Genomic DNA, 12,887 nt, shown 5'->3' on the forward strand with positions numbered 1-12,887 from the left:
AAAATAATGGAGACATAATAATGCGTAAGTTTGTGAGCGGCGCAAGAAAATTAACAAAAATTTCTACCGTGGTATTGGCAATGTCGGCGTGCGCGACGCTGGCGGTACCTACGGAAGTTTCAGCGGCGGATGCCTCGAAAATAATCATCATGGTTGGCGGGATTACCAAAATGATCTATTTGCCCGCAAAATTGACCGAGCAGCTGGGCTACTTTAAGGACGAGGGATTGGACGTTGAGTTGCAATCGCAACCGGCTGGAGTTGATGCCGAAAACGAACTATTGGCGGGCGCAGTGCAGGCCGTGGTGGGGTTTTATGACCACTCGATTGATTTGCAAAGCAAGGGCAAAGAAGTCACCGCCATCGTTGTGTTTGGGCAGGTCCCGGGAGAAGCTGAAATGGTCGCCACCAAATCAGCCGGAACAATTAAGAGCATGGCCGACGTGAAAGGAAAAACGCTTGGTGTCACAGGATTAGGCTCCTCAACCAACTTCCTTACTCAATATCTGGCGGCAAAACACGGCATCAGTTCCACGCAATATTCTGTGCTGCCGGTTGGCGCTGACAATACCTTTATTGCTGCTATCAAGCAGGGACGGATTGACGCCGGGATGACAACCGAACCGACTATTTCACAGTTATTGAAAACCGGGGAAGCGTCAGTTTTAGTTGATATGCGTACGGTGGAGGGCACCGTGAAAGCACTGGGCGGTCTTTACCCAGCTTCGAGTTTATACGTCCAGCGCTCATGGCTCAATACGCACAAGGCAGAGGCGATCAAACTGGCGCGCGCGTTTAACAAGACGCTTAAATATATTAAGACACATGACGCTACCGACATAGCCAGCAAGATGCCCAAGGACTATCAAGGCAAGGACAAAGTCCTCTATGTGCAAGCTATGCAGAACTCACTACCGATGTTTTCTGCCGATGGCCGGATGCCCGTTGGTGGCCCTGAAACCGTGCTGCAAGTATTGGCAGGATTTAATCCAAACGTCAAAGGTAAGCACATCGATTTGTCCAAGACCTATACCAACGAATTTATCCCTCAAAACAAATAGATAGCGCTGCAAAACTGAGCAAGAGGTGTGAGCATGTGCGCATGCTCACATCAATACTTGGCGGTGCATGGGATTTGAAATCGGAGAATTCCAGCTAAGGAACTTCGCCTCGCTTTTTGCCAGGAATGACAGGTGACGTTTGCAGACGCCTGTCCATTTTTTACGCTCATACAACCAGTTTTAAAGAAAGAATGTAAATGATTGCATCCTCAAATGCACTTGCTGCGGAGCGGGTTCCCGCAGCAAATACGATGAATCGGGACACCCCGGCAATTGATATTCGTAACGTGTCCTGCCGCTTTATTTCCCCCGATGGCAAGGCGACGGTAGCGCTGCGGGATTTTACAATGAGCGTTGCCCAAGGCGAATTTTGTGCGATCGTCGGTCCGACTGGTTGTGGTAAGTCCACTACGCTGAGCTTGATCACAGGACTTCTGAAACCGACGGTGGGAGAAGTCAGGATCATGGGTGAACCTGTCAATGGTATCGACCCGCGCATCGGATTTGTGTTTCAGAGTGATGCCGTATTTCCATGGCGAAGTGTCTTACACAATGTCGCCGCAGGACCGCTGTTTAGAGGTAAGCCCAAAGACGCTGCCTATGCCCTGGCCGAGGAATGGGTACGCCGCGTCGGACTCAATAAGTTTAGCAATCATTACCCCCACCAACTTTCTGGTGGCATGCGCAAACGTGTTGCGCTGGCGCAAACGTTTATCAATAGCCCCGAAATTCTGTTAATGGATGAGCCGTTCAGTGCGCTGGACATGCAGACCAGAACCTTAATGCAGGACGAACTATTACAGCTTTGGTCGTCCCAGTCCGGTTCAGTCGTGTTTGTGACGCATGATTTGGAAGAGGCAATCGCGCTGGCCGATAAGGTGTACGTATTAACCGCCCGCCCAGCGACGTTGAAGAGCGTCTATGAAATCGATTTACCACGTCCTCGCGTGATGTCGGAGGTGCGCTATGAACAACGATTCATCGATATTTCTCGCAAGATATGGTCCGATTTAAGGGAAGAAGTGCAGATGACTTGATGCACTTTCAGGCTTTGATCTGATCCTGATCAGCTACCGACAGGGGACACTTGATGTAATGCCCTTTTGAAGGATATTGATTGACGGATGTTGATTGACGGATGTTGATTGATGGATGTTGATTGATACAAGTAACAAATAATGATAAGGAACAAAAAATGACTCAAGCACATTCAATCGACCAGCTAAGTGCGGCCAGCCTGGCGATTGTTGAACAGGCCGCCCAGCGAAAAATCAGGATGCGCTATTGGTTGGTAATTTCTTTGCGAATCGCCATATTAGTCATTGTGCTTGGCGGTTGGGAATTAGGTGCGACGTTACATTGGATAGATCCATTTTTCTTTTCTCAACCTTCATTGATCGTGATCCAGATTTACGACTGGATAATGGAAGGTACTTCGCAAGGCCCTTTGTGGGTGCAGGTGTTAGTGACACTAGAAGAGACCGTGTTAGGCTTTTTGATTGGCGGCGTAGCAGGTGTCATTTGTGGAATTTTGTTAGGCCGCAACAAGCTATTATCGGATGTGTTTAGCATTTATATTCAAATTGCTAATTCGATTCCACGGGTAGTATTAGGATCGATTTTTGTGATTTCGTTAGGGCTGGGCATGGCGTCTAAAGTGGCCCTGGCCGTGGTAATGGTCTTCTTTGTGGTATTCGCTAACGCCTTTCAAGGCGTCCGTGAGGCCGACCGTTACATGATCGCTAATGCTCAAATTTTAGGCGCTTCCTCGCGTCAAGTCACAATGTCGGTCGTGATCCCTTCCGCCCTGAGCTGGATTCTGGCTAGTTTGCATGTCAGTTTTGGTTTTGCGTTGGTAGGGGCAGTAGTGGGTGAGTTCCTCGGCTCCAAGCAAGGCATCGGTTTGCTGATCTCGACCGCCCAAGGTGCGTTCAATGCGAGTGGGGTATTTGCTGCGATGATTGTGTTGGCGGTCGTGGCACTGGCGGCTGATTATCTATTGCTCAGAATCGAGAAACGCTTGCTCAAATGGCGTCCGGCAGCTTTCTAAAGAAAGATTGCTTTAAGGTTAGAGGCGCATGCAGATGCGCCTTTTTTTCGTCTAAATGATTGATAGCCCTTACGCTGCGGCCTGTTACGCTATTTGACACAGCATTTCACTGGCCATGGCAGCTTAGGGTATATCTGTACTTGACGTTTTGCGTTACTGTTTAAGGGGACTCTATCGTCTCCGGCGGAACGAACGCCAAGCCGAGGTGGTGCACCGAAACTTCACCATCCAGTATCACTGGAGGCTGCGGAATGGCATTTGTAAATTGCGTCGCAAGCTCTGCTGGAATAGCATCTCCCTCCTGTGTTGCGTCCCAAATCAGCATGGCACCTGCGCGTTTTATATCTTCTGGATCGATCCATGGACTAAAGCGGCGACCGCCATGCGAAAACATGGTTGACGGCCTTTCTGTGGAATAAAAAGAGACGTTGCCCGCATACCAGGTGTCACCTGCAACATATTTCAGGGGGCTGTCGAAGGTACCGTGCCATCTATCTGTGACGGTTTCCGCAAGTATTGTTCCGGGAAAGTGCGTTCTTTTTTCATTTCCGGTAATTTGCGGCGCATACAGTTGGTCAAGAACAAAAAATGCTATTGGCAGCAACATCGCAATGCTCCAGGCGCGACCAAAATAGCGCAGTTTCTCTATGGTCAGAAACGGGCGTATTGCCATGACAATAAAAAGACCGATAAAGCACCAAAGGGGAGCACCCCACATTACCCTCATTGGCCGTCGCGCGACGATGGATAAGCACAACGAGATAGCGATTGGCCCGAATGCTAAGGCAGTGATATAAGCCTGGTCAAAATTTCCCCATCTAAGTTGCAACCAGTTGCGCGACGATCTCCAGCGCCAAAGCATGATTGCGATCAGTAGCATCGGTAGAAGAGCAAGCAGCTGGGCGCTAATAAATGAAAACAAACTGCTTAAAAAATCTGTTATTTTTGTGATCTCCGGCGCACGCCGCCCCACATACTCGATTGAGACAAAGCCGCTTTCCGCCATCCAATATAAATGCGGAATAAATAACAGCGTTGAAGTCAGCAATAAAAGCCACGGTCCGGGCGACGCCAGGCGACGGCGCGCGACCGGATGAGCGATCATTAATAAGGCGAGTGGCAAAATATAAGCACCCATCGAATAGCGTGACCATAGGCCCAGGCTAGCGACTAGTCCGCTCACGATCCAGATGGTAAGTCGATTTTCCGTAATCGCTTTGTGCAGTACCCAGCCAAATAGTGCCGCAAAAGGCATCTGCAGGACGATATCGTTGAATTCGGGGGTGGGTAAATTAAAGTAATAAACCCCTTCAAGTAGAAGCGCGCCAACCAATGCTTCAGCCTCCGTTGCAATGCGTCGCCCGAGCTGCCACACAGAAAAAAACACGGTCGCGATGCAGAGTTGTCCGGCCAGATAGCTAACCCAAAGTTTTTTGTCGGACCAGGTCGTAATGAGTTCAATCAGCCAGGGAAAGAGCGGTGGATCTTTTTCGTAACCTAGTTGCCATTCGCGGCCCCATGCCAGTCCTTCGATCATATCAAGGGAAGCATTGGTTTGCAGCAGCATTGGCAACAGCGTCCAGACCACCACATGAATGAGCACAGCGCCGGCGAATGAAAAGGTGAGCGTCTGCTTGAGCTTTAGCGCTCCTTTGGCTTGTGAGGTTTTAGAGAATTCAGTCAATACTGCAGTCATATTAAGAGCAATCAATTGCCTTTTTATCGATATTTATTATGATACCGAAACATACGTATTTATAAACAATATGCGTTGCATCATGTACTCCGCCGCCTTTGCTATTGGTATGAATCTCGACCGTTAGCAAGGCTTGCGCCGAGGGGCTAAACGAAGCCGTGTCTGTTACCGCGGCGCACTACGTTGCGGCAACCATGAAGCGTTGAGAGGGATTTTGCCAAAGCAATTTGGTACTAAATAGTGTGCCGGGCTTTTATTAATAACGCAATATGGCAATGTCAACAGTGCCTCAGATCCAATAATAGCCTGCGGGTTTCTGCTGAACAAAACGAACATCGGCTTACGCGCTATGCAACCGCCGATTCATGCACTGGTGATCATTCGGCATTGCAAGTCAGAAACTCCTAATTCGCGGCTAATTAACCCACGTTACAATGGGGCTCTGATGAATTTGGCACGTAGGAACTTTACCCATGATGCTCTGGCAAACGCTAAAAATACCCTCAAACTACCTGCTATCGCTACTCATTCTGCTGGCTATAGGGGGCTGTGCCAGTTATCAGCCCTTGCCGCTGAACGATCAAGCCAATTTTCTTAAGCATATCCCGGCGCTGACGATAGACGCCCACCAGCTGAACTTGCCGGAACTGCCACTGCATTCTTTTGCCGCTGGGCCCGAGGGGTTGGATATGACGGACGTCGCGATATTAGCGGTAGTTAACAATCCGGATTTGAAGTTAGCCCGCAATGATGCACATATTGCGCATGCGCAGGCTTTCTCGGCCTCCCTTTTGCCGAATCCGCAACTCGCTATGATGGCCGATTTCGTGCGCGATCCGGTGGGCGGTTCTACCCCCGCTTTCAGTATCGGGCCGAGTTACGATTTTGGGGCGCTGTTAACACATTCAACATTAAGCAAAGCCGCCCGCGCCGACGCTGACAAGACCGATTTGAGTTTGTTGTGGCAGGAGTGGCAAGTCATTGCGCAAGCCCGTATGGTGTTTATCAAGCTCACGCAGGGTGAAAAGCTGACCCGAATATTGCAACAACAACGGGATGAATTTGCGCAGCGCTCTCAACGAAATCAGGTGGCCTTGCAGCGTGGCCTCATCACCGCCGAGACAGCGACCGTTGCATTAACCTCACTTCAGGATGTGCAGCGTCAAATCAATGAGGGGCAACGTCAGCAAAATCAGGCCAGACATGATTTGAATGCGTTATTAGGATTAGCGCCGGATGTACCTGTGCCGTTAAAGGGGTCTGCGCAATTGCCACCGCTGGCCCGGGACCAGATAGACGCTATCTTGCCGCATCTGGCGCAAAGACGGCCCGATTTAAGGGCGCTGGAATTTGGCTATGCAGCGCAGGACCAACGTTATCGCGCGGCGATTATCGCGCAGTTTCCGTCTCTGGTGATCGGGCTGACGCGCGCACGCGACACCAGCAATGTGTCCACACAGGGGTTTAATATTTCGTTATCACTCCCGGTCTTCAATCACAATCAGGGCAGCATCGCGATCGAACAATCGACTCGCCAAAAGCTGCATGACGAGTATCAGCAGCGCATCAATGTTGCCCACAGCGATATCGACAGAATTTTGACCGAACAGGCTATCAATCAGCAGCAAATGCTACAAATAAATAGCAGTCTGCAGCAACTGACCACGCAACGACAAAAGGTGCAGGCGGCACTAACAGCACGTAACGTTGATGCGCTGGTGCTATCGAATATCGATACCGCGTGGCTAGCAAAACAAACGGAACAGGTTACTTTAGAGCAAGCCATGTTAGAGCAGCGCGTCGCGCTGCAAACGCTGATTGGAGGCGAGTTGCCTACGCAGTTGTCCCAGAAAGCCAAAGAAAGTCATCAACCATGAACAAAAAAATAATCTCTATTGCTGTCGCTAGTGCGATGGTTTTGCTTGGGGCGCTTGCCTATTTTGTCTATAACGGCCACTCGTCGGCGAGTCCGGCAGACGTCGAAGTGCCTATCTCAGCGCAGGTAGTGACGCAGCCACTCAAACAAGGGATGTTGACTAGTACGCTCACCGCTTTCGGCGACGTTTCACCGGAACATACGGTCGCCCTCAGTAGTGCCAATCCGGTGCAGATCACGCAATTGCTAGTGGTGCAGGGGCAAAGCGTCAACAAAGGTAGCCCGCTGGCGCTACTGCGCAGTGATCCCGCGGCGGTTTTAAGCTACCAGCAAGCCCAAAGCGCTAACAATCTGGCGCAAGCCGAATTGAAGCGTATCAAAGAGTTACTTGGCCTGCAAATGGCAACCCAATCACAACTGGATACGGCGCAAAAAAATGCGCAGGACGCGCAAGCAAGTCTGACGGCGCAGCAGAAGCTTGGCGGTGGCACTGCTAGCACCACGTTGTTGGCACCGGCCACTGGCGTGGTGTTGGTGCTGACCGCAGCGCAGGGTGACCGTATTGCGGCAGGCGCACCTATTATGCAGTTTGGCGGTACCGACAGTCTGAAAGTATTGCTGGGTATCGATCCGTCTAACCGCGCAACCATCAACAAAGGGAGCCGCGTTACCCTGGCACCACTATCAAATCCCACGCAAACCACGAAGGCTAGTGTCAGCGAAGTGCAAAATCTGCTGGACCCTAAAACCCAATTGATTAACGTCGTGGTGAAGTTAAACGATGCCGCTGCCAGGCGATTTATTCCGGGGATGCGGGTCCGGGCCGAAATAGCGACCGGAGAACAAGAGGCGTATCAGGTGCCGCGTCAGGCAGTGCTGAGCGACGATCAGGGCAGCTACGTGTTTCAGATCAAACAGCACAAGGCGGTACGCGTTAATGTGCGTAGCTTGATTGATAACGGTGCAACGCTGGGCGTGAGCGGCAAGCTCGACCCTGCTGCACCACTGGTCGTGCAAGGTAACTATGAATTGAAAGATGCGATGTTGGTGCGGGAGTCCAAGCCATGATCGGCCAGTGGACGCAAAATCATCGTCGTTCGATCTTGTTTTTATTGGCGATTCTCGCTGTGGGCGGCATGCTGGCAGCGTTTAAGCTGCCGATTTCATTGTTTCCTACTGTTGATTTCCCCCGCGTCGTGATTTCACTTGATGCAGGCGATCAGCCGCCGGAACAAATGGAGATGTTGGTGACACGGCCGGTAGAAGAGGCGGTGCGCCGCGTACCCGGCGTACGCACCGTGCGCTCCACCACCGCACGTGGTACCGCTGAGGTGTCGATCAATTTCGACTGGGGTTTAGACATGGCGTCGGCCACCTTGCAGGTCAATGCAGCCACCGCGCAAATTATGTCGCAATTGCCCACCGGTACGGTCATGCAGGCGCGCCGCATGGATCCGACCGTTTTCCCTATTATTGCTTACAGCCTGACCTCCAAAACGGTGACGCCAACGCAATTGCGTGACTTGGCCGAATATCAATTACGGCCTTTACTAACCGGAGTGAACGGTGTGGCGCAAGTGCAAACCACTGGTGGCGCGCTGGAGGAGTATCAGGTCAATGTTGACCCGCAAAAATTGCTTGCACGGGGTTTATCGCAAGACGACGTATCACGTGCATTAACATCAAATAACGTCATCAATGTCGTCGGTCGTCTTGAGGATCACTATAAATTATTTTTAGTTATGGCTGATTCCAGACTACAGAATATTGAACAGATTCGTCAGACGATCGTTTCAAGTGGTGGGAATGGTGTCGTACGCGTCGCTGATGTTGCGGAGGTCCTGCATGCCACCGTGCCGCAATGGATACGTGTCACTGCCGACGGTAAGGATGCAGTGTTATTGTCGGTGTATCAGCAACCCGGCAGCAATAGTGTACAAATAGCCACCGATATCAAGAGCAAATTAGCGCAATACAAATTGCCTGCGGGTGTCCACCTCGCCAACTGGTATGACCAAAGCGAGTTGGTCACTGCTTCCGCTACGAGCGTACGGGATGCGATCCTGATTGGTATCGCGCTGGCAGCACTGGTGCTGTTTATTTTTTTGCGTAACGTTAAGATTACGCTGATTGCCATCATAGTCGTACCGGCAGTATTAGCCACCACGGTGGTGTTGTTATGGTTGTTGGACATGAGCTTTAACATCATGACGTTGGGCGGTATGGCAGCGGCGGTTGGCCTGATCATCGATGACGCGATTGTCATGATCGAACACATTGTGCGTCGCCTGCAAGCCAAGGCCGCGCAAGCGCACAGCGTCGAAAAAACGGTGACGGATGCCGCGTTGGAATTTTTTCGGCCACTGTTGGGTTCCAGTGCATCAACGTTAGTCATTTTTATCCCACTGGCTTTTTTAAGCGGCGTTACAGGCGCTTTTTTTAAAGCGCTGTCAACGACGATGGCTGCCGGATTATTCATTTCGTTTCTCATTACCTGGCTGGCGGTACCGATATTAGCAGCACATTTTCTCACTGATAAAGATGTCAGTCAGGATCATGATGGTCGCCTTACTTTGTGGATGCATAAAAAATACGAACGCTTGATGATGCGGTTCCTCAATCGCCCAGCGTTGATCTTGCTTCTGCTATTGCCGTTGATCGGTATTGGTTATCTGGGCTACCAGCATGTGGGTTCGGGCTTTATGCCTGCCATGGATGAAGGCGGCTTTGTGCTGGATTATTACAGTGAGCCGGGTACCGCCGTGACGGAAACGGATCGACTGGTTCGCCAGGTCGAAACCATTATCCGGGCCAATCCTAATGTACTCACTTATTCGCGTCGCACAGGAACCGGGTTAGGTGGCGGCCTGGGCGAGCCGAATCATGGCGATTTTTTTGTAAAATTAAAAAGTGGTACGCGGCAGCCGGTCGATCTGGTGATGGATCAGGTGCGCAACCGCGTAGAGCATGAAGTACCAGGGCTGCGCGTGGAAATGGCGCAGTTGATGGAAGATCTGATCGGCGATTTAACCGCTGTACCGCAGCCGGTAGAAATAAAAATATTTTCTGCTGACCCAAAAAATTTAAGTGGCATTGCCCGCACAGTAGCTGCACGTATCAGTAAAATCAACGGTTTGGTGGATGTCAAGAATGGCATTAATCCGTCCGGCGATGCCTTACGTGTGCACGTGGATCCGGTAAAGGCGATGCAAGAAGGGCTTGATCCCGCAGCCGTGTCCAAAATGTTATCCGATAGCATCAACGGCAATGTCGCTACCCAGATGTTATCTGGCGTGAAGGCGGTGGGAGTGCGCGTCTGGTTACCGCAAAGTATGCGTAATAACGATAAGGATTTGGGCTTACTGACCGTGCGTTCTCCGGATGGTCATTTGGTTCCTCTGCAAAAAATTGCCACCATCACGTCCTTGACCGGGCAAGCTGAAATTAGCCGCGAAAACCTGAAGCCGATGATTGCCGTTACCGGACGCATTAGCGGGCGTGATCTTGGGTCGGTGATCGCCGATGTGAAGATTGCATTGGCAAAACCCGGCCTGTTTCCACCAGGTGCTTATTTTGAATTAGGTGGTCTATACGAACAACAGCGGATTGCATTTCAAGGGTTGATGACTGTGTTTGCTGCGGCATCAGTGCTAGTATTTTTGCTGCTACTTTTTATGTATGAAAGTTTCCGGCTTGCCGGGATCATTCTTTTTACGTCGCTGGCATCGGTTTCCGCCGTATTTGTTGGTCTGTCATTGACGGGGATTGATTTAAATATTTCCGCAATGATGGGAATGACGATGATTATCGGGATCGTGACGGAGGTGGCGATTTTCTATTTTTCCGAGCAACAGGAATTGATCAATGCGGATCCGCCATTGGAGTGGCGCAACGCATTGATTCAAGCGGGTAAAAATCGCATGCGCCCCATTGTGATGACCACCATCACCGCGATTCTGACATTATTACCGCTGGCGTTTGCATTAGGCAAAGGGTCCGAAATGCAACAACCATTAGCCATAGCGATCATTTCAGGATTGATCGTGCAATTACCTCTGGTGTTGTTGGTAATGCCCGTGTTGTATAGCGTCATTGGACGTAAATCATAGGGCTTACGCAAACCGTCTTGGCTGCGCTGCACCCACCTGGCGGTATTTCAGTACGGACTGCTCCCGCCTCTATCGATTGGTTTCCCAGGAGTTAGCATTGCCAATTGTAATCGGCGCTTTTTCGTAAAATGGAACGTAGTGCTCCAGGACATCTCGTATTTTTATTTCATAGGGAGAATTGGCGATAAGTTTCATGAAATCCGACAATACGATATTGTTATACACTTCATAATAATCTGGTCGCTCTGTTTTCAAAACCTCATTAAATACTTTAGGACCAGTACGTTCAAAAATCTGTTCAGCATATTTTAGGATTTCTGTTTCCGAGCCGGAAATAATATTACCTGCTTTATCTCTGCGTAAAATAGGCCGTTTTTTATCATAAAAAGATTTGTCAGCATTATAAGTGTCTGTTATTTTTTGCGATATTTTACGTAGCACCGGATTTTTTGCCAGACTGGCAAAAATGCTCGTAACGTAGCCCTCAAATTTAAGCTTGGAATTTACCAGATATACTAAAACGTGTTGAATTTCGGGCTGCCCCTGTTCGTGCGACGGACATCGCTGGTCCGGCACATAGCATCATTGCTACTAGCATGCCAGCTTTGAGAACACTGAACTGTGGCGCTGAGCTACGCCGATGCACGCCGCTTTCTGGGTGGAGCGAGCGGAATGAATGAAAGGCGTCGCTATTTTTTACTTTGCGTATTCTATTTATAAAGTTATTTTCTCTACGCGCTATAAATAATTCGCTGTGGGTTTTAAGTGCGTAGGCGTGATGTGATTTGTATGACGATGTACGAAATGGCATTTATTCGCTTAATTTTTTACGATATCTATCGGGAATAAAACTGTACCAGTATTAACGATTTTTTCTATCAAAAAAGCGCTATTTTCTCGCTGTCTCAGTGCGGCCATGTTCTGCTATTGCTATCAAAGGGAACATGCTCCAATTCATATCACGTTGCGCTTTTCAAATCGGGATTTATCCTGAGGTTGGTTCACCCGCACCTCAGCATTTGGCATAAGCAAACACTGGCGTTTTTTTGAAAAAATTCCAGAATGCTTTGCGTGATAAGTGCTGCCCTGATCATCCCCCTCCATTGCCAAGTATTTGACACGATGCGCGTTTTTTAAAAGCCAGCGAAGGATGCTCCGCATACACTATCTGCGAACCAAGATGAATATTTTCCCATACGGGTGACGCCCGCGGCGGCTGGATTAATTTGCCGTAGGTGGCTCTCTATCCTGGTCAACTCTGGCTAAACACTATGGAATTTCCACAGGTTAAGTCCATACTTTGTCGCCCCGCGAGTTCGCAGGACGCGACGTTAAACGGGGGGGGAAATCAAGACAGCATTGCTGGAAACCACCGGCCAAATAGCCTGGCTGCTCACGTCACCGTTGTTAGTCAGGTTGCGACCGGCACATTTTCTGCCAATTCTGTTGGCGATGAAAAGGAAGCGGGCGTACGACCTATGCCAGTGAAGCAGGTACAGAATCATTTTATGTGGGACCCAAGAGAGGTCCAGAAAATCATTGCCACTAAAAGAGGCACTGTCATGAGGTCGTTTGCCCGAACAGAAGCGCCAATCGGCAATGACGTACAACCCACGCTACACCAAGCAAAAGATGCGACAACGACGTGCATATACACAAAAATTGACGTCGACCGCACTGAGCAATACAGAAAACGGACAATACGAAAACAGGCTGTAGCAGCGCACGAGGAATACTATGCAAGAGATGACGCCACCAAAGGAACCTATTACCTGGACCTGAAATCGGCCGCAAGTTCCAATTATGTGGATTATGACAAGAGCGATGGAAAGGTCTACTCATCACGGGCGGGAGCACCTGACCGGCACACGGAAGTACGAGACTTTAGCAATCGCCGAGCGGCTTTAGCAAACAAGAGAGGCGACGTTTCCGTGCAAGCCGACGTGTCAAATCAAAAGGAGGACGTTACCCTAAAGCTAATGAATAAAACGTATTTTCATCAGGATTAATAAAATCTTTATCGGGAACCGATAGCAGGTTTACCGATGAATATTTACCTATTGAACCGCGCGATGCAATAGAGAAATAACCTCAC

Annotated in this window: 9 protein-coding genes; 7 read left to right on the forward strand and 2 right to left on the reverse strand. The window is 49.8% G+C overall.

Features of this window, described 5'->3' with window-relative positions; genetic code table 11:
- The first annotated feature begins 80 nt into the window (after positions 1-80).
- From HAV38_RS13805 to HAV38_RS13815, 3 genes are all read left to right on the forward strand, one after another.
- Entirely contained in the window at positions 81-1,061 is a 981-nt protein-coding gene (locus tag HAV38_RS13805; protein WP_245182370.1) for an ABC transporter substrate-binding protein, read from the forward strand.
- A gap of 251 nt (positions 1,062-1,312) precedes the next feature.
- On the forward strand, positions 1,313-2,098 hold the full coding sequence (locus HAV38_RS13810; protein ID WP_168056010.1) for an ABC transporter ATP-binding protein: 786 nt from the start codon (positions 1,313-1,315) through the stop codon (positions 2,096-2,098).
- Positions 2,099-2,256: 158 nt separating this feature from the next.
- Complete coding sequence (locus HAV38_RS13815; RefSeq protein WP_168055955.1) at positions 2,257-3,111, forward strand: ABC transporter permease; 855 nt, start codon at positions 2,257-2,259, stop codon at positions 3,109-3,111.
- Between the two features lie 160 nt (positions 3,112-3,271).
- Here the strand turns inward: HAV38_RS13815 and HAV38_RS13820 are convergent, their stop codons facing one another.
- Complete coding sequence (locus HAV38_RS13820) at positions 3,272-4,807, reverse strand: glycosyltransferase family 39 protein (protein ID WP_168055956.1); 1,536 nt, start codon at positions 4,805-4,807, stop codon at positions 3,272-3,274.
- A gap of 473 nt (positions 4,808-5,280) precedes the next feature.
- Between HAV38_RS13820 and HAV38_RS13825 the strand changes: the two genes are divergently transcribed.
- The 3 genes from HAV38_RS13825 to HAV38_RS13835 are packed head-to-tail and all read left to right on the forward strand — an operon-like array spanning position 5,281 to position 10,792.
- On the forward strand, positions 5,281-6,684 hold the full coding sequence (locus tag HAV38_RS13825) for a TolC family protein (RefSeq protein WP_168055957.1): 1,404 nt from the start codon (positions 5,281-5,283) through the stop codon (positions 6,682-6,684).
- Positions 6,681-7,751, forward strand: coding sequence for an efflux RND transporter periplasmic adaptor subunit (locus tag HAV38_RS13830; RefSeq protein ID WP_168055958.1), 1,071 nt, complete (start codon positions 6,681-6,683; stop codon positions 7,749-7,751). The genes HAV38_RS13825 and HAV38_RS13830 overlap by 4 nt, the downstream gene beginning before the upstream one ends.
- On the forward strand, positions 7,748-10,792 hold the full coding sequence (locus HAV38_RS13835) for an efflux RND transporter permease subunit (protein WP_168055959.1): 3,045 nt from the start codon (positions 7,748-7,750) through the stop codon (positions 10,790-10,792). The genes HAV38_RS13830 and HAV38_RS13835 overlap by 4 nt, the downstream gene beginning before the upstream one ends.
- 69 nt (positions 10,793-10,861) lie before the next feature.
- On the opposite strand, the gene HAV38_RS13840 is transcribed toward HAV38_RS13835, so the two are convergent.
- Positions 10,862-11,368: a hypothetical protein gene (locus HAV38_RS13840; RefSeq protein WP_168055960.1), complete on the reverse strand. Its 507-nt coding sequence runs from the start codon at positions 11,366-11,368 to the stop codon at positions 10,862-10,864.
- Positions 11,369-12,063: 695 nt separating this feature from the next.
- Between HAV38_RS13840 and HAV38_RS13845 the strand changes: the two genes are divergently transcribed.
- Complete coding sequence (locus HAV38_RS13845; protein ID WP_168055961.1) at positions 12,064-12,801, forward strand: hypothetical protein; 738 nt, start codon at positions 12,064-12,066, stop codon at positions 12,799-12,801.
- Positions 12,802-12,887 lie beyond the last annotated feature (86 nt).

It is taken from the genome of Glaciimonas immobilis, from assembly GCF_011947285.1.
Classification (GTDB): domain Bacteria; phylum Pseudomonadota; class Gammaproteobacteria; order Burkholderiales; family Burkholderiaceae_D; genus Glaciimonas; species Glaciimonas immobilis.